The sequence below is a fragment of the Pantoea sp. R102 genome, assembly GCF_004916815.1.
Lineage (GTDB): Bacteria > Pseudomonadota > Gammaproteobacteria > Enterobacterales > Enterobacteriaceae > Pantoea > Pantoea dispersa.
In genome coordinates this window covers 12,301-34,423 of record NZ_SDFT01000118.1, presented here as the reverse complement: position 1 = coordinate 34,423, position 22,123 = coordinate 12,301, and the positions used below count along the sequence as shown (strand labels likewise).

The 22,123-nt window shown below is 50.3% G+C and carries 16 protein-coding genes and 1 tRNA gene; 9 read left to right on the top strand and 8 right to left on the bottom strand.

Going from position 1 to position 22,123, the window contains the following annotated elements:
• Together ERD80_RS13060 and ERD80_RS13055 are read right to left on the bottom strand one after the other, a co-directional pair.
• On the bottom strand, positions 1-3,807 hold a 3,807-nt coding region (locus ERD80_RS13060; protein ID WP_136547171.1), incomplete at its 3' end, for a DEAD/DEAH box helicase.
• Positions 3,807-7,166, bottom strand: a complete 3,360-nt coding sequence (locus ERD80_RS13055) for an STY4851/ECs_5259 family protein (RefSeq protein ID WP_136547169.1) — start codon at positions 7,164-7,166, stop codon at positions 3,807-3,809. The genes ERD80_RS13060 and ERD80_RS13055, both read right to left, overlap by 1 nt.
• Before the next feature lie 213 nt (positions 7,167-7,379).
• On the opposite strand from ERD80_RS13055, the gene zorA2 reads away from it, so the two are divergent.
• Genes zorA2 through zorE form a run of 3 tightly spaced genes read left to right on the top strand, consistent with a single transcriptional unit; the run spans position 7,380 to position 10,841 of the window.
• Entirely contained in the window at positions 7,380-9,032 is a 1,653-nt protein-coding gene (gene zorA2 / locus ERD80_RS13050) for a type II Zorya anti-phage system protein ZorA2 (protein ID WP_017694609.1), read from the top strand.
• Positions 9,033-9,038: 6 nt separating this feature from the next.
• Positions 9,039-9,746: a type II Zorya anti-phage system protein ZorB2 gene (gene zorB2, locus ERD80_RS13045; protein WP_023343022.1), complete on the top strand. Its 708-nt coding sequence runs from the start codon at positions 9,039-9,041 to the stop codon at positions 9,744-9,746.
• A 3-nt stretch (positions 9,747-9,749) separates the two neighbouring features.
• Positions 9,750-10,841: a type II Zorya anti-phage system protein ZorE gene (gene zorE, locus ERD80_RS13040; RefSeq protein ID WP_023343021.1), complete on the top strand. Its 1,092-nt coding sequence runs from the start codon at positions 9,750-9,752 to the stop codon at positions 10,839-10,841.
• 88 nt (positions 10,842-10,929) lie between these two features.
• On the opposite strand, the gene ERD80_RS13035 is transcribed toward zorE, so the two are convergent.
• Entirely contained in the window at positions 10,930-12,204 is a 1,275-nt protein-coding gene (locus tag ERD80_RS13035; RefSeq protein ID WP_087652725.1) for an integrase arm-type DNA-binding domain-containing protein, read from the bottom strand.
• A 198-nt stretch (positions 12,205-12,402) separates the two neighbouring features.
• A tRNA-Leu gene (locus tag ERD80_RS13030) sits at positions 12,403-12,487 on the bottom strand.
• Between the two features lie 249 nt (positions 12,488-12,736).
• Between ERD80_RS13030 and ERD80_RS13025 the strand changes: the two genes are divergently transcribed.
• Positions 12,737-13,252 carry a DUF2501 domain-containing protein gene (locus tag ERD80_RS13025; protein ID WP_136547167.1) on the top strand — a complete coding sequence of 172 codons (516 nt, stop codon included), beginning with the start codon at positions 12,737-12,739 and terminating at the stop codon, positions 13,250-13,252.
• A gap of 109 nt (positions 13,253-13,361) precedes the next feature.
• On the opposite strand, the gene ERD80_RS13020 is transcribed toward ERD80_RS13025, so the two are convergent.
• The gene (locus tag ERD80_RS13020) at positions 13,362-14,741 is read right to left on the bottom strand and encodes a PLP-dependent aminotransferase family protein (RefSeq protein WP_136547165.1); all 1,380 of its coding nucleotides are present in this window, start codon (positions 14,739-14,741) and stop codon (positions 13,362-13,364) included.
• Positions 14,742-14,861: 120 nt separating this feature from the next.
• Here ERD80_RS13020 and ERD80_RS13015 point away from each other — a divergent pair, with 120 nt between their 5' ends.
• From ERD80_RS13015 to ERD80_RS12995, 5 genes are all read left to right on the top strand, one after another.
• Positions 14,862-15,287: a GNAT family N-acetyltransferase gene (locus ERD80_RS13015; RefSeq protein ID WP_059011143.1), complete on the top strand. Its 426-nt coding sequence runs from the start codon at positions 14,862-14,864 to the stop codon at positions 15,285-15,287.
• Positions 15,288-15,298: 11 nt separating this feature from the next.
• Positions 15,299-15,904 carry an NAD(P)H-dependent oxidoreductase gene (locus ERD80_RS13010; RefSeq protein ID WP_136547163.1) on the top strand — a complete coding sequence of 202 codons (606 nt, stop codon included), beginning with the start codon at positions 15,299-15,301 and terminating at the stop codon, positions 15,902-15,904.
• A 12-nt stretch (positions 15,905-15,916) separates the two neighbouring features.
• On the top strand, positions 15,917-16,396 hold the full coding sequence (locus ERD80_RS13005) for a carboxymuconolactone decarboxylase family protein (protein ID WP_021506730.1): 480 nt from the start codon (positions 15,917-15,919) through the stop codon (positions 16,394-16,396).
• Between the two features lie 95 nt (positions 16,397-16,491).
• Positions 16,492-17,127, top strand: coding sequence for a hypothetical protein (locus ERD80_RS13000; protein ID WP_021506729.1), 636 nt, complete (start codon positions 16,492-16,494; stop codon positions 17,125-17,127).
• A 212-nt stretch (positions 17,128-17,339) separates the two neighbouring features.
• Positions 17,340-18,017 (top strand): MarC family NAAT transporter, encoded by a 678-nt coding sequence (locus ERD80_RS12995; RefSeq protein ID WP_021506728.1) that lies wholly within the window; start codon positions 17,340-17,342, stop codon positions 18,015-18,017.
• A 112-nt stretch (positions 18,018-18,129) separates the two neighbouring features.
• On the opposite strand, the gene ERD80_RS12990 is transcribed toward ERD80_RS12995, so the two are convergent.
• Genes ERD80_RS12990 through ERD80_RS12980 form a run of 3 tightly spaced genes read right to left on the bottom strand, consistent with a single transcriptional unit; the run spans position 18,130 to position 21,918 of the window.
• Entirely contained in the window at positions 18,130-19,380 is a 1,251-nt protein-coding gene (locus ERD80_RS12990; protein WP_136547161.1) for a cytochrome c, read from the bottom strand.
• Between the two features lie 4 nt (positions 19,381-19,384).
• Positions 19,385-21,154: a GMC family oxidoreductase gene (locus ERD80_RS12985; RefSeq protein WP_021506726.1), complete on the bottom strand. Its 1,770-nt coding sequence runs from the start codon at positions 21,152-21,154 to the stop codon at positions 19,385-19,387.
• Positions 21,155-21,186: 32 nt separating this feature from the next.
• Positions 21,187-21,918 (bottom strand): gluconate 2-dehydrogenase subunit 3 family protein, encoded by a 732-nt coding sequence (locus ERD80_RS12980; RefSeq protein ID WP_031279537.1) that lies wholly within the window; start codon positions 21,916-21,918, stop codon positions 21,187-21,189.
• Between the last annotated feature and the right edge of the window lie 205 nt (positions 21,919-22,123).

The window sequence follows — 22,123 nt, the reverse complement described above, 5'->3', positions numbered from 1 at the left end:
CAGCTGCATCATCGTTTGCGTACGAGTCAAGAGCTGTGGCGGCGTCAATGACATCAGTACAGTTCCCTGGGTAAGGCGTTTAAGTTTATCCGCCAGCTGATCGGCCTGATGATTTAACCAATGGAGAAAACGAAGACACTGGCTCTCATCACCTTCAAAGAACCATTTACAACTCAGTTTTGTCGCATCAGGAACTTCAGCCCGTAAAAACGCACCTAAAACCAATGCGTTAACATGCCGCTGAACAATACTACTGCTACCAAAACGAACCCGTGGGGCACTCGCAACGGTGTTGAACGCCCAGAGAGGGTCTTTGAATACCTCCATTCCATGCGCGGTGTTTTTACATAACGTAATGGCGGCAGATGCGCTTTCACCGCGACGGCCAGCACGGCCAGCACGCTGCAAATAATTCGCCGGAGCCGGAGGAACGTTATTCATCGCGACCAAACTCATACCACCAATATCCACGCCCATTTCCATGGTCGTGGAACAGTTCAACACATTGACTTTCCCTGCTTTAAATTGTTTTTCATTAAACTGGTTCTTCTCTGGTGTTCGCTGCGCTGAGTGTTCCTCCAGACGATACCAGCTATCTTTCAGGGCCAATCGATCACTGCGAGTAGACCATACCCCCTCCTCCCGAGCATGTTGAATGCGTTCATTACATTCCAGCCAGTGCAGGCGCTCTTCTCGCGCCATTTCTCCACCACCAGATAAACGCCAGTGACGCGCAGGAAGCTCAGGCATTTCAATCAATACAGCTTTTTCAGGTGCTATCTCTTTGCTACCTGGTAAATACGGAGAATAACCCAATAAAGTGACATCTAACGCACGGCGAGTATAGGGGCAACGCCAGACTTGCTTTGGACTGTAAAATTCAGCTTGTTGTTTAATGTCCAATTGATAACCCGATTCAAACTGACGCAGGCATGGTCGAATAGCTTCCCAGACCTCATTCATTAAGTAATTAACCAGCGCTTTCCAGTGAGCCTGCTCAGGCTGTATTGCCGGAAAGACAGCAATTAATAGCTTAATGACCCGGTTATAATGACGATCGCGTATTTGTGGCCAAAGTTGATCACGTTTCTGCCCTTTGTATTTTTTATCTGGCCCCTGCAGCATTTTTACCGGGAAACGTGCTCCCATCCAGCGAGGGTACTCCTCGTTTTCGTAAAAAACGGCACTGTTTTCACGTATAAAGAAATCAAGGGTAATCTTCAATAAATTACGCCATTCCGGTAATTGCTTATCGGGGTCGGGTAATAATGTCTTCCAGTCCTGCGGGCAGGTTGTGACTTTATCAATAAATGGATAGTGAATGGCCACCAGCCCCAGACTTTCGAGGGTCCAGGCATTTTTAGGGCGGCGACCAAACTCACTGTATAAACAAAAATCAGCAAACTGTTGTTTAGTAAGCTCAAGTCCAGACAAGTCTTTAAAACTGCCTCTCATTCTGTCCGCAAGATCCACACTGCCAACAAGTTGTTCAGACAGAGTTTGCCACGACATGGTTTTCTTCTGCTGATTGCCTGAATTGACGAGGAGTATTTGCATTGCTTCAGCATGTTCCTGACTTAAGGAACTAACCATCGGCTCGATAATTCTAAGCGCCTGAACGTCTGCTGGGCTAAGCTTCTCATTCGAAACCATCGCTTTTCTCAGTGCGTCGATGGAATTTTTTAACGGAGGGATAGAAAACTGGGTAATAAAACTCTCTAACAATGCACAATGTGCCAGACTGAGCTTTACTGATGGCTCATTAATATTTGCCAGTTCCTGATAACAAAGGGTTCGTAACGTAGCTTTATCTGCGTCCTGCTGTAATCGGGCAGAGATACGGGCGGTTCCCTGACGTGAATCCGTAAAGGTGAGCAAACGTCGACCATTAAACGGTCCTAACTGCTCTTCTCTTGTTTGCGGTAAAGGCGAAAATTCAAGCAGAGTAGGAATAATTTCATTTAAAAAAAAGGGTGCACCGAGTCGAAGCGGAAGGAACAAAGGATTATTTTTCCGTTGGGTGTCACCACAACAAACACAAGCAAAGGAATTATTGCGTCCCTCACCTCGAGATTCAGGTCTTAGCAGATTTATCTCATAGTGCTTTTGCGCCTCGCGGTCGATTTTACCCGCCGTCGCTTCCTCCAGTGAAATGATATATTTTTCACCATCGCTCGCTATAAGACGATCAAATTGGGAGTTATTTTCTAATTCGTTGTTATCTTCATCTTCAGAATAAACATCGAGATCAAGAGCAAACTCATCCTCTTCGGCAGCAGCAGGTTGCGCCACCAACCAGCTCGTTCCATCACCGCGCACTTCCTCCTTGGCAGACAAATAAGCTGAACCACACCCGGAGCAACGTAAGATTTCAAATACAGGCGCACCACAGTCACAATATTGGCGTTGTTCAAACCATACCTGACCAAATGGCCAGTCACTCACACCTAATTCACTCGCTTTATGTGCGCATTGTTTATTTGAACATGCCCATAGGCCCGCGAGTGTTCGGATAAACCCATGCATACGTAATGGCGTAAAAGCTAGTGAAAATTTAGATTCACCCTCTCGCGATTTCGCCATCAGATCGAGAAGCTGCAGCAGCTCACGGTGATTAATGTCTGGCCAGGTTCTTCTGGCAACATTGAGCAATTCACTCAAACGTACCGCCAGGCGTCCGGGGCGAGTTAACGCCTGACGCAATTGCTGGGCCACACGGTAATGGCACAGCTGTTGGTAAAGTTCCTGAGAACTTAGTGAGTTAAGAGATGCTAAAGATGTGGGATATTCATGACGAATAAGAGACTCCGATATCGGCGGTATTTGTCGATAGCCGCGAACTACTTTTACATCACGTTCTGTGACCCCCGCGAGATCGGCAACAAATTTAGCAAGTTCTTTATTACCTTCAGGAGAATCTTCACCAATAGTGGCCGAGGTAGCAATGATTTGCACAGGTTTATCTGTACCAGGTCCAACATTGAAGGCCTGCATGACGCGACGTAAAAGCAGCGCTAATTCAGCTGCCTGAGAGCCAATATAACTGTGAGCCTCATCAAGGACGATATACTTCAGCATTCCCTGGGACTTTTCAATGACAGGGGCATCTTTGCGACGAATCAGCATATATTCCAGCATCGTGGTATTCGTCACCATGATGGACGGTGGGGCTTCATAAATGGCTTCCCGACTCAATGCCTGTTCAGGTACTTTGAGCTGGTCTTCCTGAACTTCATATTTGGTATGCCGGGTTTCGCCATTATATAGCGCAAAGCGTATCTTCCCTTTAAACCCGCGAGTCCACTCGCGAAGCCGCTCTTGCTGACTATTTATTAGCGCATTCAACGGATACAAGAAAATAGCCTGCGTCCCTGTTAGTGACTGCCGGGTCAAATTTTGCTGACGAATAAGATCTTCCAGCACCGGCACCATAAAACATTCTGTTTTTCCTGACCCTGTACCACTGCTCACTAATAGGGACTGCTTGTCTTCAAGAATCGTTCGCCACGCAGTTAGCTGATGACGAAACGGCACTGGCGCATTGCTCAAAGCATCAACCAGCGGGCTGGAGATCAGTTTGTCACGCAAATCCTCCATTGTTTCATCCGCGGGCATCCAGCCAAACGTACTTTCGAATACCGGATCTGCAAGCAGTGACCCCCCCAGACCTGGAGGCTGGAAATATTGAGATTCCAGATATTGACTCAACGACTTGCTCCGCAATGCCAGCTGACTTACCACCGACCTCACCGCACGCTGATGAAGCTGATTTAGAAGTGGCGCATAATGCAGTTGCTGAACGTTCATCAATGACATACTCCTGCTTGTTCAAAATAATACTGATAGATAACCCCCAATTGCTGCGGGGCTTGCTGATAGTGAAATTCAAAAAGTGCAGTTAGCTGATGCATAAGTTTATTGTTTCTTTGGGAAAGCAGCGCCGCGACTAACATCAAATTAAAACGTTTTTCAAAACGAGTGTGATATGTGTTTTCGATCCAAAATTTATTAAAAACAGATTTAAGGTCTGGAGTAATAGCACTATCCCAAAGCTCTTTAGAAAAAATGCTGACACGTCCAAAACTATCTGGGTTTCTTAATAACATCTGTTTGGCATCATTAAACTGCTCGCGGCTTACAGATGGCAATACAGTGCAACCTGCAGGTAATATCTCACTATGTGTAAGCAACATATTAGCGATGGGAACTAATCGACGATCGATATGCGCTTGATGATTTATAAATGCAATAAATGGCTGTAGTATATTTAATGCAAATGCCTTATCATTAATCTGTTTTTCCAGAGAATACCAACACTGTTCAAAGACATCTTTCCATATTGAAACAGGAATCCATCCCCATGAGAAGGGTAATTCCTCCTGTATATCATAAATAGCATCACTATCCCCAGAAAGACATGATGATATTAACAACTGAACAACCACGTAATAATTACTCGAAATTTCTCTAAATAAATCCAGTTCCAGCAAAGGCAAGCTATTATTCAACTTATATTTTTTAATGTACTCAACCAACAAATAACAAGTGTTTTGCAAAGGATTATTTTTCATTTCCAAAAACAGCGCATTACAATATTCCTTGCGTTGTTCTGGCGATGCGTTGCATATAGCATTTAGAAATAAATCATCTGTCTGTAATGTAGGTAGCATCCATTTAATCACTGGTGCAATACGAATTGCACCATCAATTTTACCCACAATTAACCATGGGCCACCTTGATTATTCAACGTCGAGAAATCATAACCAGACTCATCTTTTTTCAGCAGGACTGTGCATAAGTCAGGAGTATTAAGAGAAATGGCTTCAACAACCATGTCGTCTATTTTATGATAAGGAAAAACAATAGAATCTTTTATATCAACCAGCAATCTTTCATCACCCTCAATAAAACGGCCATCGTAGCGTTTAATATTGAGTGTTGTTTTGCCCTTACCAAATCTGTCAGAGTAAAAATCAACACGTAATGTACTATCATTTTTCCATGCACATACAAGCATGGCGTTCAGCAGATTATAATTCTCATAAAGTGAAATCTGTTGCAATTTTTCATTACGGCCAGATAACAATGGAATATCCGCATGTAAATAATGAAATTTTTCAGACATCGGGTTTTCATCCAACAACTCGATATTAAGATATCCTTTCCCGGCACAAGATATTGTTAACAGCTCAGCGTCCACGCCATGCAAATGTGCTATAGATGCAACACCGTCAAAATGAACAGAACCATCATTACTTACAAACCGTCCACCGCTAACGGGCTTAGGTAATAACAATTTAAGATTAGAACCATCTTTCCAGGATACTCGTAAATTGATGGTGCTCTCTAGCATCTGTGATGAATTACAATCAATAACACACTCGTTTTGCAAATAATCTGATTTAAGTGTTACTTTTTCATTGTTTGAATATTTATCAACCCTTGCATCCGTTATACCAGAGAGTACAATAACTCCTTGCTGAGCAGTCTCGGGAATAATTTGAATATCGAAATCTGCTGGCAGAATCACAACTTTACCGCTAAATAAAACCTCACCATTGACTATTCGCCTGACTTCTATCTGCCCTTTCGGCATTACTGATGCGACAGAAAACCAGGAGTTGTTACCTGAACGAATGGATCGCCAAAAAAGTTCGTTCTCTGGGACAATGCCATGCTGCATATCCTTTTTCCAGCCGATCTTTGGCCAAGCACGATGGACAGGATAATCAGATTTTACCAGATCGATCTCTGTCGGTTTTATATAATACTCAATCGCAGAATCATAAAGTTGCTGCGTGCGAATCGTACAAACTGCGCCATCATGTAAAACAACGCTGAATACTCCGCTTATTTTAGTTAAGCTACGTTCACTATTTTTCAGCAACCTCGGGATATCAAACTCACCTTCTCCACTAATATCCAAATGACTATTTGTCGGTAGCGAAATAAAAAGAGAGTTTTGCCTGGAACTAACAGAGCCCATGCCGACAAGTTTTAACTGCGACTCGCTCTCATTCATCGCTTCAAAAACCCATGGTAAATCTTCGGTAAGCTCATAACCCCCTTTGGGAATTACGTGACCTAGCAGAATCGGCCCTTCATGGAGCGACAACGATATTTCGGTCATCGCATCTGCCCCAGAGAGTTTTTGCATAGCGAAGGGTAATAACTCTACTCGCCAATCTTGCTGTTCATAACGGCTTAGCATTGCCAACCGGGCCCCACCATTTCTCCATTTTGCAGAAATGATGAGTCGTGTCTGTTCCGGCTGAATATTGCTTTCAAACAGGGATATTAACTGTTCAGTACGCATTGTGGCCGGAAATCGAAACCGGGCATCGCAATACCAACTGTCATCAACATCAACCCATATCCTTTCAACCAGCACATTGCTTGATATACGGGGCTCTGAAGATTGAGAAAGTAATCGTCTTACAATCTCTGAGGCATTCTCTTCCGGGAGTACCAACGGAAGTTGAAGATGCCAGTCAGGATATTGTTTGCGTAGTGAGGAAACGGGGTCCTGACCATGAGTGGGATGCTCATTGAGTAACGTATGAAGTGTCTCGCAAAATTCACCAGCTATTTCATAGACGAGTTCATTTTGCATTGTCGCAGGAATAGTGTCGCCCAGTTCTTGTGCGATTATTTCCGCAGGACGCCTTGACGATTGCCCACGTAGTGCCTGATAAACTCGTTTGAAATAGGTTATTAAATAGCCACTTTCATTTTCAATCATCCGGATGGGCAAACCGCCTTCGCAAGCCAGAGTATGCAGATAACCCGATGCTTGACCCAGACTTCTCACCTTTCTTTTCCAGTAACGAATCCCATCATTTACCAGCTTTTGCCGATGTGCGTAAGGTACCTTCCAGCCAATCGATTCTAAAATAACGTCCCATCTTGGATGTCCTGCAGTATGGTTACGGCGGATAAACTCAGCGGCGTATATGCTGAACAAAACATCACTGTAAGAAATGAATATGGTTTTGGGGTAGTTACGTGGAACATGGGCACGAAGAAGAGCAGCCAAACTTTCATACTCTGCATCATGACAACGGTAAGCATACAGCGCCCTCCCATCAGCTCCGGGTAATGAACGACTGCTAAAAAACGCATTGAGCCATCGCAAAAGTGGGTTAACTGGAGTTTTCACAAGCAACCTGCCTTCGATTGATACAATTAGTAACAGATTACTATGATTGCAGGAAAGCTCAACGCCTGAGACCAACAAAATATGATAGAAATCATGTATATCTTGGCGAAAGTTGATACAATCAACGAAGATTCACTGGTTTAAAGGCCACATATTTTACAAGGTGTACATACAAATTTTACACCAGCATTACTAACTGTGATTATTACAGGAATAACAATGTTAGCTCAGCTTTTTGAACATTTGTTTCAATCAATTGATTCCACACTCGTCACAAACATTTTTATTTGGGCTGTTATCTTTGTATTTTGTGCTGCTTGGTGGTGTGATCATAAAAATATTCATAACAAATTCCGAGAGTACGCTCCAACATTAATGGGAGCATTAGGCATACTGGGTACTTTTATCGGTATCATTATTGGATTGCTTAATTTTAATACTGAAAGCATTGATACCAGCATCCCTGTATTATTAGGAGGTCTTAAGACAGCATTCATTACCAGTATTGTTGGAATGTTTTTCGCAATTTTGTTTAATGGATTAGATGCTTTCTTTTTTGCCAATAAACGTCGCCTATTGGAGGCGAATACTCCAGCGTCGGTTACTCCTGAGCATATCCATCAAGAATTAAAAGAACAAAATAAACATTTAGTGAAGTTAATCTCTGGCATGAGTGGTAGCGAAGAGGGTTCCATTGTTGCCCAAATAAAACTACTGCGTAATGAAATCAGTGATGCCTCCCGGGCACAAATATCTAACCATTCTAATTTCAGTAATAAGCTCTGGGAACAATTACAGCAATTTGCAGACCTGATGGCAAAAGGAGCAACCGAACAAATTATCGATGCCCTTAGGCAAGTTATTATTGATTTCAACAATAATTTAACTGAACAATTCGGTGAGAATTTCAAAGCACTTGATACTTCTGTAAAAAAACTTGTCGACTGGCAGGAAAACTATAAAAACCAAGTTGAGCAGATGGGTGAGCAATACCAACAAAGTGTTGAATCTTTAGTCGAAACCAGAAAAGCTGTCGCAGGGATCTGGGAAGAATGCAAAGAGATTCCTCTTGCGATGGCTGAGCTTCGTGACGTGCTGCAAGTGAATCAGCACCAAATTGGTGAACTCTCCCGTCATCTGGAAACCTTTGTCGCCATACGCGATAAGGCAACTGATGTTTTACCTGAAATTCAAACAAAAATGTCTGAAGTGGGTGAACTCTTAAAATTAGGTGCCGCGAATGTCAGCGCGTCTCTTGAACAAACCAGTCAGCAGATACTTATCAATGCTGATTCGATGCGAGTTGCCCTTGATGAAGGCACTGAAGGTTTCAGACAGTCAGTGACTCAGACACAGCAAGCTTTTGCATCAATGGCCCATGATGTCAGCAATTCCTCTGAAACTCTTACCAGCACGCTAGGAGACACTATTACGGAGATGAAACAAAGTGGTGATGAGTTCCTGAAATCTCTGGAAACACACTCAAGAGAATTGCATCGAAATATGGAACAAAACACTACTAATGTTATTGATATGTTCAGTAAGACAGGTGAGAAATTTAATCAACAATTATCCAGCAATGCCGATAACATGTTTGGTTCAATGCAATCTTCGTTTGATAAAGCAAGCGCGGGACTGACATCTCAGGTGAAAGAGTCAATTGAGAAATTTGGTAGTTCAATTAACGAGCAGTTACATGCTTTTGAGCAAGCAACAGAGCGCGAAATGAATCGTGAGATGCAATCACTAGGGAATGCTCTGCTCTCAATCAGCAAAGGTTTTGTCGGTAACTACGAGCGACTACTCAAAGAGTATCAAGCTGTCATGGGACAACTGCAAACATTAATTTCTGCTAATCAAAAACGAGGATAATTGCTAATGGATAAAATCCTTGGCAAGCAGGCCCCTAAAAAAGATCAAGATAATGAACATTGGGTTTCAATGTCAGATTTAATGGCAGGTCTGATGATGGTATTTATGTTTATTTCTATCGCCTACATGCACTATGTGCGTATTGAAAAAGAAAAAATTAAAGAAGTGGCTGTCGCCTATGAAAATGCTCAACTTCAACTCTATAATGCACTAGAAACTGAGTTTACAAAGGATTTGCCAGCTTGGGATGCTGAAATTGACAAACAAACTCTTGAGGTCCGTTTTAAATCACCCGATGTCTTATTTGGTTTAGGTAGCACAGAGCTTAAGCCAAAATTTAAACAGATCCTTGATAATTTCTTCCCTCGCTACCTTAAAGTTCTTGATAACTACCAGGAACATATTACTGAAGTACGTATTGAGGGACATACAAGTACTGACTGGACTGGAGCGTCCAATTCTGACATGGCCTATTTTAATAACATGGAACTCTCGCAAGGGCGAACACGAGCAGTACTGCAGTATGTCTATGGTTTAAAAGAAAGCGCAGCACACCAGAAGTGGGTAAAAAGTAAATTTGCTGCCGTTGGATATTCTTCCGCACACCCTATTCTTGATAAATCTGGTAAAGAAGATCCCAATCGCTCTCGCCGAGTAACATTTAAAGTTGTAACAAATGCCGAGTTGCAGATTAGAAAAATAATTCAGGAGTAAGAGATGAAATTATCTATCGACATTTCTGAACTTATTCAGTTAGGAAGAAAAATGTTGCCGGAAGGCGTTGATTTTTTCCTTGACGAAACGCCTGTAGTTTTTGATCCAATTGATATCGAACTTTCTGCAGGTAAAGAAGTTAGAATTGAAGATCTTGATCCCGGCAGTGGTCTTATTTCCTACCAAGGGAGACAGGTTCTTTTGTATATTAGAGACCATACCGGACGTTATGATGCGGCTATTGAAGATGGAGAGAAAGGGAAGCGATTTCATATTGCCTGGTGTAGAACATTAGATGACATGCGCCATAAAAATCGATTTGAACGGTATCATGCAACAAATCGTGTTGATGGCTTATTTGAAATTGATGATGGGCTCGGTCGGAGCCAAGATGTCGCTCTTAAAGTTTGTATGAACTGCCTAGAACGCCTTAATTACAAAGGAAGTATAGATAAACAACAGAAAAGAGTAATATTTAAATCATTTTCTTTGAATGAATTTTTTTCAGATTATAGTACCTGCTTTCGCCATATGCCTAAAGGAATCTATGATAAATCAAATAGCGGCTATGTAGAAAATTGGAAGGATATATCCAGAACTACTCGAGAACAAGCTAACTACAAATGTAATGATTGTGGTGTGAATTTAATGTCCATGAAAAGTCTATGCGATGTTCACCACAAAAATGGTATTAAATATGATAACTCAGCTGAAAATCTACTCGTCTTGTGTAAAGATTGCCATCGAAAGCAACCTTTGCACGAAGGAATATTTGTCACTCAGGCTGACATGGCAATCATTCAACGCTTACGTTCCCAACAAGGGCTTTTGAAGGCTGAATCCTGGAAGGATATTTACGATCTGACAGATCCATCGATTCATGGTGATATAAACATTATGCAACACAAAGGATACCCGCCACCAGTTCCGGGATTAGACTTACAAAACGCGGAGCATGAAATTATTGCTACCGTAGAAGCTGCCTGGCCGGTTTCAAAAATTGCAGTAAATTTAACACCGGTAAAAGTCGATGGTTGGAAAGTATTCTCCGTGGGAGAACTCGTTAAAGAAATACAATCTGGGGTTATTTTCTAATTATATAACCCAAGTCTGAACAAACAGCAGTTGATTATTAATACTAATCTCTGTAAATTTTGACTTGGGTTCTCTTAATAATTCATATTTATCTATCGTCAAAAGACTGTTTGTAAATCTTAGAATAATCAAATGGTGAAGTCTGCTTCTCCCGATTCGCATCCAGAAAATCAGCCCACCACTGCAACATTAATCTACGCTCCCCGAGATGCTCCGCCTTATGGATGTAAGCAGCCCGAACAGAGCTACGTTCCTGATGGCTCATCTGCCGCTCCACTGCATCCCTCGACCACAATCCTGATTCAATAAGTGAACTACACGCCATCGTCCTGAAACCATGTCCACATACTTCCGTTTTGGTGTCATAGCCCATAACTCGCAAAGCCTTGTTCACCGTGTTCTCACTCATCGGCTTACTTGGATCGTGATCGCCAAAGAAAATCAGCTCTCGGTTTCCATTCATGCTTTTGATCTTTTCCAAAATAGCTAAGGCCTGACGCGACAAGGGAACAAGATGAGGAGTCCTCATCTTCGAACCGCGTTGAGAATGCTTAACTCCTTCCAGTGGCTCACGCTCGCCCGGAATCGTCCACATAGCTGTTTCAAAATCCACTTCTGACCAACGGGCAAATCGCAGCTCGCTTGAACGGATGAAAACCAACAAAGTGAGCTCAACCGCCAGTCGAGTTAACGGTCTACCAGAATAGTGATCGATGCGATGAAGTAATTCAGGAATGCGGTTAAGTTCTAATGCAGCACGGTGCTGTCTTTTTGCCGTAGCAACCGCACCGGCAATCTCTTGCGCGGGGTTATAGTCGATTAAGCCGCTCTGCACTGCAAAGCGCATAATCGCGGTAGTCCGCTGCTGTAAACGGGCGGCGACTTCAAGACGCCCAGATGACTCCACCGCTTTGATGGGCACAAGCAAATCCCGTGTCTTCAACTCAGCAATGTTCCGCTTACCGATAGCAGCGAAGAGATTATCTTCCAGGCTTTTCAATACACGAGCGCTATGCGATGCCGACCATTTCTGGTTGCTGGCATGCCAGTCTCTGGCAACCACTTCAAACGTTATCGCCTCTTGTTCCTGCTCGACTTTGACGGCTTTCTTGTTCTCACTGGGATCGACGCCGTTAGCTAACAGCTTACGGGCTTCATCGCGACGAGCCCTGGCATCCGCCAGCGAAACCTCGGGGTATTTCCCTAAAGCCAGCATCTTTTCTTTACCGCCAAAACGATAACGCAGCCGCCAGTATTTTGAGCCATTCGGGTGAACCAGCAAAACCATACCGTCGCCGTCAGTGAGTTTATAGGCTTTTGCTTCAGGCTTAGCCGAACGAACCTTCACATCACTCAGAGCCATGATGAGTATCCTTTCAAGGGTTCTGTGTGGGTACAAACATTATCGAACCGGGATATACCCGCAGTTGTACCCGCATCAGTAAGTTGATGTAGATTGAATCAGGTTGACTTAGGTTGAGTGGAAAAGCGAGGAAAGCCTTGCGGATACTGGATTTTAGGCACAAAAAAAGACGTCCGTTGACGTCTATTGATGTTCCGATGGTGCCGAAGGCCGGACTCGAACCGGCACGTATTTCTACGGTTGATTTTGAATCAACTGCGTCTACCGATTTCGCCACTTCGGCACTGAAGAGGATGCGGAAAACGTGGGCGATTATACCGTTACGCGCTTGCGGCGCAACCGGAATCGATGGGGATGTGCGCTAAGCGTCGAAAAAAGCAGCGCTGCCAAAAACGCTGCGCAAAACCCCGGCAATCGCCTCCGGAACACTCCCAAACTCGCGCGCGGCGGCCACTTCTCCGGAACTTTCTGCCGCTGCATGCCTCTTAACCACAACTGACGCAGTCAGACGTATAAGCACAACGAGGTTGAGATGAAAAAAGCAACACAACGGTTAGTTTGGGGATGGGGTATCGCGGCGGCACTGGTGGCCGGTAGCGCATCGGCGGCGAGCTGGCAGGATCAGCTGAGCAGCGCCGCATCGCAACTGTCGCAGCAGAACAGCGGCAACTCTGCCACCAGCAGCACGCAGAACGGCGGCCTGTCACTCTCTTCGCTCAGCGGCCTGCTCAACGGCGGCGATAAAGCGGTGAGCGCCAACAGTATGACCAACGCCGCCGGCGTGATGGAATATTGCGTGCAGCACAACGTGGTGGATAACAACGTGAAGTCGGTGAAGGATCAGGTGCTGAGCAAGCTGGGCCTGAGCAGCACCACCGCGCAGCAGCAGAAAACCGATTACCAGCAGGGGATTCAGGGCCTGCTGAACACCGGCAACGGTCAGCAGCTGAATCTGCAAAGCCTGAGCAACTCGCCGATGGGTGAGAAGCTGAAAACCAAAGCCTGCGATGTGGTGCTGAAGCAGGGCAAAAAATACATCGGCATGTGATTCCTTCGCGTGGGTTCAGAGGCCGCCTTCCTGCCGTCTGAATCGCCGCTCACCTTATGCCAGCCGGCGCGGGCTGTCCCCCGCGCCCTCTTCTCTCGCCACGTAGCCGCTAAGCGCTCAATAACGTCCGTGTCGCATCCGCCACGCGCGCCAGCAGCGCCCTCGCCTGTTCAAACGACTGAATATTGGTGTAGCCAATCACCAGGCCATAGCGCTTTTGCGTCTGCGCGTACCAGCCCGACAGCGGCCGCACGTATAGCGCCTGCTGCGCCCACAGCGTAGCCAGCGCCACGTCCTGCGTGCCGCGCCGCAGAAACGCCACGATGTGCATACCGCCGTCGGTCAGTTCAAAGGTAAACAGCCCCGGAAAGCTGGCTTCGATGGCCTCCAGCATCATGCGGCGCCGCTGCTGATACAGGATGCGCATCTTTTTGATGTGGCGATAAAAATGCCCTTCGCTGAGGAACTGCGCGAGAATTTTCTGCGGCAGCAGCGGCAGGCCGGTTTCCAGAATCTCGCCCAGCTCGCCGAACTGCGCCAGCGTGTGCTGCGGCATCACCAGATAGCCGATGCGCATCGCTGGCATCATGGTTTTGCTGAAGGTGCCGGTGTAGATCACCCGGTCGTGCACATCCAGGCTCTTTAGCGCCGGAATCACCTTACGCGTGTAGTGAAATTCGCCGTCGTAATCATCCTCAATGATCCAGCTGTCATGCTGCTGCGCCCACGCCAGCAGCTGATGTTTGCGCGGCAGCGACAGGCTGACCGCCAGCGGGCTCTGGTGCGTTGGCGTCACCACCGCAAAGCGCGCGTCGGCGTGATAGCGCAGCAGATAATCCACGTCCACGCCCTGCCCATTCACCGGCACATAGTGCAGGTTGGGTGCGATGCGCTTCAGCAGCTGCTGGCCGAAGAAGTAGCCGGGATCTTCGAACAGCACTTTGTCGCCCGGCTGCGCCAGCACCGCCAGAATCAGTCGCAGGTTGGCGCGGTAGCCGCTGGTGATAAAGATCTGCTCCGGCTGGCAGTTGAGGCCGCGCGAAATGTTCAGGTAGCTGGCGATGGCCGCCCGCAACGGCGCATATCCCATCACCGGCGGTATCATCATCTCGTCCGGCCGCAGGCTGCGCGCCGCTTTCGCCGACATCAGCCGCCACTTTTTGTGCGGAAACTCGTCCAGCGCCGGGATGCCGAGCCGCAGCTCGCCTTTGCCCTCGGTCACTGGCAGTAGCGCGGGCGTCGTCGCCGGTGCGCGCGGTGGCGTGGCTGCGCTCGCCAGCTTCAGCTGTGGATTGACGCGCGTGCCCTTCGCGCCCTGGCTGACAAAATAGCCTTCGCCGATGAGGATCTCATAGGCGGCCTCCACCGTTTTGCGCGCTACCTGCAGCTCGCCCGCCAGCACGCGGATCGCCGGTACGCGGTCGCCCGGCCGGAGCTGTCCGGCAAGAATCTGCTGCCGAAAGCGCTGGTAAATCTCTTTGTAACCCACGCGTCACTCCTTCCTCAGCCACTGCGCTATGTCCTACCTGTTTTCACGCGTAATGGCCCTGTTCGCTCAGACATAGCAGTTTAAGATGCAGGCATTCCCCCCGCAATACGGATGACAGCCATGAAGATTGTGCATTACGCCACCGCAGAACAACTCGCGCGCTGCTATCCGCTGATGCGTGCGCTGCGCGGGCGGCTGGCGGATGAGGCGCAGTTTATCGCCCAGGCGCAGCGTCAGCAGGCGCAGGGTTATCGCCTCGCTGGTATCGAACATCAGGGACAGCCAGCGGTGCTGGCCGGTTATCGCCTGCTGGAGAATTTTATCCACGGCAGCTTCTGCTACGTCGATGACCTGGTGAGCGATCCCGCGCTGCGCGGTCAGGGCTTCGGCGCCGCGCTGCTCGACGGCTTAGCGGTGCTGGCGCGGGAGTACGGATGCCACCGTATGGTACTGGATACCGCAATCAGTAATACCCGGGCGCAGGCGTTTTATCAGCGCTGCGGCTATCAGGCGCTCGGCCTGCATTTTTATCGCTCTATCGTATGAGGAACCACTGCATGAATGTGCTGCACATTAAAGTCAGCCCGGATCTGGCGGGATCGGCGTCGCGCATCGCCTCGGCGCGTCTGATCGAAAAGCTGCGCAGCCGCCATCACGATCTGCACGAGACGGTGCTGGATCTGGCGCAACAGCCGCTGCCGCATCTCGATGCTTTCACCATCAGGGCTTTTTTTACCCCACCGGAGGTGCGTGATGAAGCGCAGCGTGACGCCATTCGCACCTCGGAACAGCGGGTGGATCAGTTGTTTGCCTGCGACACCCTGGTTATCTCATCGCCGATGTGGAACCTCGGGCTGCCGTCGGTGCTGAAAGCCTGGTTCGATCATATTACCCGCGCCGGCCGCACTTTCGCCTTTACGCCCGAAGGCACCAAAGTCGGGCTGGTGAGCGGCAAAAAAGTTTACTGCGTGATGGCCAGCGGCAGCGTGTTTGCCCACGGGCCCTTTATGCAGGATGACCAGTTCACGCCGTACGTGCGTGCGGCGCTGGCGTACATCGGCATCAGCGATGTGCAGTTTATCCGCGTCGACGGCACGCACGACCCGCTCAGCCGTGCCCGCGCGTTACCCGAAGCACTCGAAACCATTGAACGTCTGTTCTGACGGAGGAAAATCATGACTCAACGCGTTAACCATTTTAAAACTACCCCGGCGCTGGCCAAAGCGATGTCGGATTTGTCGAATAGCGTCGCCAGCGCGTCACTGGAGAAGTCCCTCAGGCATCTGGTGGATATCCGCGCCTCGCAGCTCAACCACTGCGCGTTCTGCCTCGATATGCACATCAAGCAGGCGGCGATTGACGGCGAGCACGAGCTGCGGCTGCACCATGTGGCGATCTGGCGTGAATCGCCGCTGTTCAGCGCGCGCGAGAAAACCGCCTTTGCCCTGACCGAAGCGCTGACGCGCATTGGCGAGCACGGCGTTGACGAGGCGCTGTACGGCGAGCTGCGCGCGCACTTCTCCGAGGTGGAGATCAGCGAGCTGACCTTTAAGATCGCGGTGATCAATACCTGGAACCGGCTGATGATCCTGTCGCAGATGGCACCCGGCGCGCTCGACAGCGCTTACGGGCTGGATCGTGCTGATTTGCGGTAATTTTTATCGCCAGTGGCTGCGGCTGCTGGCGATAGCATGTTTTTCTGCGCGCCCTGACGCTATAGTGAAGTTTTGCACCACACAGGACACCGCGCATGAAAGGCATCAACATTGCGATTTACTTCGATCCCGACCTGATTCGCATCTGCGTTCACCAGCCGGATGACAGCTACCTCAGCCAGACGTTTCATTACGCCGACAGCGTGATTGAGGAGATTTATCAGTGGCTGGAGCAGTTCACGCCGGGTCGCACCCACATTTGCCTGATTGAGCACGACACCGCCGATATCCTCGCCGATGAGCTGGTGGACAACGGTTATCACGTGCATCAGGTAAGCCAGCATGCGCTGCTCAGCTGGTTCGCCAGTGAGCCGCCCGCCACGCCAGACGGCTCGCCGGTGCGCGCGCTGCTGCGCTATCTGGAGAACGAGAAGCCGGCAGAGTATCAGTCACGCACGCCGCAGATTGAAGCGCTGATGGAGTTGCTGGATGAGCTGGACGATCTGGAAGGCGTGGAGAGCGAGGAAGATGAGGATAACCTGCCGGATAACGTGCTGCGCCTGATGAAGCAGAAGAAAATCAGCGCCAGCGACGCCGCCCAGCGCCTGTTGCCAGACGTGAATGAACGCATTCGCGAGCATTTGATTCATTATCCCGAGCTGATGACGCCGGATCTGCTGGAAGATTTTTTCCCCGAGCTGCTGGAAGCGATGGAAACGCCGAAGCATTGATGCTGTCCAGGTGCGCATAAATGCGCACCCTACGAAAAAACCGGTGTACAGGGTACTGTAGGGTCGCCATTCATGGCGACCGTTGCGCTGGCAGCTGCGCGCATAAATGCGCACCCTACGAAAAAAACGGTGCACAGGATACTGTAGGGTCGCCATTCATGGCGACCGTTGCGCTGGCAGCTGCGCGCCTGATATTAACCAGGGAATAAATCATGCTGGAACTGTTCAAAGCCATTGGGCTCGGCCTGGTGGTGATTTTGCCGCTTGCTAACCCGTTAACCACCGTGGCGCTGTTTCTCGGCCTCGCGGGTGACATGAACTTTCAGGAACGCAATCGCCAGGCGCTGCAGGCGTCGATCTACGTGTTTCTGATTATGATGGTCGCCTGGTACGCCGGTAACGCGGTGCTGCACACCTTTGGTATCTCCATTCCCGGGCTGCGCATGGCCGGCGGGCTGATTGTCGCCTTTATCGGCTTTCGCATGCTGTTCCCCGCCAAACCGGTCGGGCATTCGGTGGAGGCCAAACACAAGCTGGATGAACTCGACGCCAGCGACGACCCGCGCGAAACGGTGAATATCGCCTTTGTGCCGCTGGCAATGCCGAGCACCGCCGGACCGGGCACCATCGCGATGATCATCAGTTCGGCCTCGACGGTGAAAGCCGGCGTCGATTTCCCCGCATGGGTGGTGGCCATCGCGCCGGTACTGACGTTCCTGGCGGTGGCGGTGATTTTATGGATTTCGCTGCGCAGCTCCGGCGCCATCATGAAGCTGGTCGGCAAAGGCGGCATCGAAGCGATTTCGCGCCTGATGGGGTTTTTACTGGTGTGTATGGGCGTGCAGTTTGTCATCAACGGCGTGCTGGAAGTGGCGCACACCTTTCATTAAACAATAAAAAATCGCACCGTACTGTAGCGGCGCGATTCATCGCGCAATGCCCGCCATCTCGCGACGCCGGGCATTGCCATCAGGACAGCGCGCCTGGTCGCGCCGCTACGTTTTAGTGCAGCGTTTTCCGCACATCCGCCACCTGTTCTTTCGTCACTGCCGGCGCGTGGTTGCTCCAGCCCTGACGAATAAAGGTGGCCAGCTGCGCCACTTCATCATCGGTCAGACGATACGCAAACGGCGGCATCGCCAGCGTCGACGGCGCTTTCTCCGTTGAGGGCTGCTGCGCACCGGCCAGAATGGTGTGAATCAACCCGCTGGGATCCTGCGCATTGACGATAGTGGCCTGATCCAATTCCGGGAAAATCCCCGGCGCGCCCTTGCCAGTGACAAAGTGACAGGCACCGCAGTTGTCGAGATACAGACGCTCGCCTTCGGACAGATTCTTCGCCGCCGTCAGCTTCGCTTCGGTCTTCTGCTGCGCCTGCACGTCGTACGCCTGCAGCGGCGGATTGCCGCCGAGGAACTTGAGGTAAGCGGCAATCGCCTGCAGATCGGCATCCGTCATGTGCGAGCTGGAGTGCTCCACCACTGACGTCATCTCGCCGCCCACCGCGGCTTTATCGTTACGTCCGGTTTGCAGATAATCGACAATCTCCTGCTCGCTCCAGCGTGGCACACCGCGCAGCGACGGCACCTCCCAGTTATTCAGGCTGCCGCCGGCGAGGAAGCGATCGTCGCTGCTGTCCAGCGCCTTCTCGTTCATGCCGAGGCCGCGCGGCGTATGGCAGCTGCCGCAGTGGCCGAGGCTTTCCACGATGTAAGCACCGCGATTAACCTGCGCTGACGCGCCGCCAAACGGCTGGAACGGCTTGTCTGAGGTAAACGCCCAGTTCCAGAAACGCATGCCCCAGCGCTGGCTGAACGGGAAGCTCAGCTTTGTTTCCGGCGGCTGCGCGCTGTCCGGCTTCACGCCCTGCATGAAGTAGACGTACAGCGCGTGCAGGTCTTCATCGCTGATTTTGGCGTAATCCGGGTACGGCATCGCCGGGTAAAGGCGCGAGCCGTCCGGCAGCACGCCTTTGCGCACCGCGTCCGAGAACTGCTGCTCGCTGTAGTTGCCGATGCCGTGCTGTTTATCCGGCGTGATGTTGGTGGAGTAAATGGTGCCGAGGTTCGACTCAATCGCCAGTCCGCCGGCGTAATCCGCTTTGCCGGCCACGGTATGGCACGCCATACAGTCGCCAAGGCGCGCCAGGTACTCGCCCTTTTTAATCAGTGATGCGTCATCTGCTGCCTGCGCCTGCACCGCACAGCTGCCCAGCAGCACCGCGTGAGCGATTAACAATGATTTTAATTTCATGTGCTTATGCCTGTACCAGTGGGCCGGGATTCTGCAAATAGTGCTCTTTGATAGCCTGCGCCGCCATCAGGGTAATCGCGCCGATGGTGTCGGTCGGGTTCGCCTGGAAGTTCTGCGGGAAAGCGTTACCGCCCGGCACAAACACGTTGTGCACATCCCAGCTTTGCAGGTACTTGTTCAGCGCCGAGGTTTTCGGGTTGTCGCCCATCACCGCGCCGCCCACGTTGTGGGTAGAGACGTATTTGGTCAGGTCAAAGTCAGCGCCCATCGGCAGGAAGCTCATGCTCATGCTGTCCGGATTCAGCTCTTTGGCGATGTCGCCAACGATGCCTTTCAGGTGCTGCTGCAGCTTGAGCTCGTTCTGTTTCCAGTTAAAGGTCATGCGCAGCAGCGGCTGACCGCGATGGTCGGTGTAGTGCGGATCCAGATCCAGATAGATATCGCGGTACGACTGGCAGGTGGTGGTAATACTGATCTTCATCGAATGGTTGTACCACTGCTCCAGCCCCTCTTTGTACCCCATGCCCCAGCTCGGTGTTCCTTTCGGCAGCGCGGTGCCAATCGGCGTACCGGTCGCCTGCGAACTGTGGATTTTGGCGCCGCCGAGGAAGCCGAGTCCCGGACCGTCGAAGTTGCCGGGCGAGATGTCGTTAAACATCTGACCGGTCGCGCCAGCGGTGGCGAAGGCATTGAAATTCTTGTCTTTGAAGAACAGCGTAGCGCCGCCGTTGGACAGAAACGCATAGTTACGCCCGACGACGCCCTCTTCGGTGATCGGGTTGTAGGGCTTGCCGATGCCGGACAGCAGCATCAGGCGCACGTTGTACAGCTGGAAGCTGGAGAGCACCACAATCTTCGCCGGCTGGAACACTTCGTTGCCGTCAGCGTCGAAATAGAGCACGCCCTTCGCGGTTTTGCCGTCGTCGTGCAGTACCACTTTGTACACTTCCGCATGTACTTCATAGGAGAAGTTCGGCATGCGTTTCAGCGCGTCCATCACTGCCGTCTGCGGTGAGGCTTTTGAGTAGTTCAGGCACGGGTATTTCGAGCAGTAGCCGCAGTAGTTGCAGGGAGCGATCTGGTTGCCGTACGGGTTTTTCCACGCGCGTGAGACGCAGGCTGACGGGTTCGGGAACGGATGATAGCCCAGCTTCTTCGCCGCCTCTTTGAACATCACGTTGTTCAGCGTATCGTCCAGCGCCGGCAGCGGATACGGCTCGGAACGCGGGCCTTCAAACGGATCGCCGCCTTCCAGAATTTGCCCGCGCAGGTTGCCGGTGGTGCCAGACTGGCCGCAAATCAGCTCAAACTTGTAGAAATACGGCTCGATCTCATCCCAGGTGAACGGGAAGTCCATCACGCGCATGTCATCCTGCAGGATGCCGGGCTTATAGGCCTGATCGACGTAGGTTTTCAGTTTGATATCGGTGGGCGTGGGGCGAATCAGTACCGCCGTCCAGTGCATGCCCGCGCCGCCGACGCCGGTACCTGGAGCAAACGCGCCCCATTTGCGGGTTGGCAGCGCCGTCTGGTCCATGTTGTAACGCACGGTGACCGCCACTTCTTTTGGCGTGGCGAACACTTTGTTGCGTACGTTATAGGCGTACTCATCGGCCGGTTTCGGGTAAGCGAAATCCGGGTAGTCGCGCTCGCCGCCGCGCTCAAGGGCGCGCACGTCCAGTCCGGCCATTGCCAGTTCAATACTCATCAGCGAGCCGGCCCAGCCGAGGCCGCACACCACGACGTCGACTTCTTTCTTTGTAATCTGTGCCATGTTTTTCTGTCTCACATACCAAATACGGGGATTCAGGCGCGTTCGCCCATCAGGCTGACCGGTCCGAGCGGATACGGCACGTTGTGCTGCTTCACCCACTCGGTGAAGCTGGCGCGTGCCCCCGGGAAGCCGATGGCGATCCAGGCTTTCATGCCTTTGTTGCCGCCGTACATCGGGTCAGCGAGGTAGCCGTGTTTGGTATCGGAAAGCAGCTGGCTGAAGAACTGCGAGGCTTTCAGGTTCGGTTCACCCAGCGCGGCGAAGTCGATACCGTCGTTTTTATTCACTTTGGTCAGCACCGCGTCTTTCTCTGCCAGCGTCAGCTGCGAGAACGCTTTGTGGTAGGTGCTTTGCGTCCACTGCTCCACCAGTTTGATGCCGGTGCGATACATCTGCTGCGGCGTGAACGGGATCTGATAGCCCATGGTGGCGGGCGCGTGCACGTCAAACGGCCCCTGCAGGTAGATCTCTGCGCCGAACTCCGGGCTGTGCAGCTGCTGGTCAATGAAGATCGGCACGTTGGTTTCCAGCGCACCCGGCGCTTTGCCGTTGCCACCGGCAGGGATCAGGCGATCGGTCGCGGCCAGAATAAATTGCCACTCCTCAGCGCTAAAAAAGATCGGTTTATAGTCGGCAAGGTCCGGTGCTGCCATTTCCGCAGCCTGGGCTGCAGTCAGTCCTTTTAAAACCAGGTCGCTTAATGGCAAAGCCAGCAACGACCCAAGTAAAAACTTACGTCTGGTGGTCGGTTTTTCTAAAAGCATGGCGCGACGACTCTCAGTTGCTAAGAAAGGGAATTATTTTTGTTAATAGATTTATAAATCGGCAAACAAGCTGGCAATCTTATGGATACAGATATTTCAGGATGTAAGAATTAAATTTTAAATGTGTTTTGATGAGAAACCATCAACCTGACAAAAAGTTGCCAGGCGCTGTGGATGCGCTTTCGCAGCGGGAATTGCGCTTTTA

What these genes read in the sequence shown, in the direction of transcription:
- ERD80_RS13010 (WP_136547163.1), top strand. Translation starts at nt 15,299, where the DNA reads ATGAATGTGCTGCACATTAAAGTCAGCCCGGATCTGGCGGGATCGGCG.
- ERD80_RS13015 (WP_059011143.1), top strand. Translation starts at nt 14,862, where the DNA reads ATGAAGATTGTGCATTACGCCACCGCAGAACAACTCGCGCGCTGCTAT.
- ERD80_RS13035 (WP_087652725.1), bottom strand. Translation starts at nt 12,204, where the DNA reads ATGGCTCTGAGTGATGTGAAGGTTCGTTCGGCTAAGCCTGAAGCAAAA.
- ERD80_RS12980 (WP_031279537.1), bottom strand. Translation starts at nt 21,918, where the DNA reads ATGCTTTTAGAAAAACCGACCACCAGACGTAAGTTTTTACTTGGGTCG.
- zorB2 (WP_023343022.1), top strand. Translation starts at nt 9,039, where the DNA reads ATGGATAAAATCCTTGGCAAGCAGGCCCCTAAAAAAGATCAAGATAAT.
- zorE (WP_023343021.1), top strand. Translation starts at nt 9,750, where the DNA reads ATGAAATTATCTATCGACATTTCTGAACTTATTCAGTTAGGAAGAAAA.
- zorA2 (WP_017694609.1), top strand. Translation starts at nt 7,380, where the DNA reads ATGTTAGCTCAGCTTTTTGAACATTTGTTTCAATCAATTGATTCCACA.
- ERD80_RS13025 (WP_136547167.1), top strand. Translation starts at nt 12,737, where the DNA reads ATGAAAAAAGCAACACAACGGTTAGTTTGGGGATGGGGTATCGCGGCG.
- ERD80_RS13005 (WP_021506730.1), top strand. Translation starts at nt 15,917, where the DNA reads ATGACTCAACGCGTTAACCATTTTAAAACTACCCCGGCGCTGGCCAAA.
- ERD80_RS12990 (WP_136547161.1), bottom strand. Translation starts at nt 19,380, where the DNA reads ATGAAATTAAAATCATTGTTAATCGCTCACGCGGTGCTGCTGGGCAGC.
- ERD80_RS12985 (WP_021506726.1), bottom strand. Translation starts at nt 21,154, where the DNA reads ATGGCACAGATTACAAAGAAAGAAGTCGACGTCGTGGTGTGCGGCCTC.
- ERD80_RS13000 (WP_021506729.1), top strand. Translation starts at nt 16,492, where the DNA reads ATGAAAGGCATCAACATTGCGATTTACTTCGATCCCGACCTGATTCGC.
- ERD80_RS12995 (WP_021506728.1), top strand. Translation starts at nt 17,340, where the DNA reads ATGCTGGAACTGTTCAAAGCCATTGGGCTCGGCCTGGTGGTGATTTTG.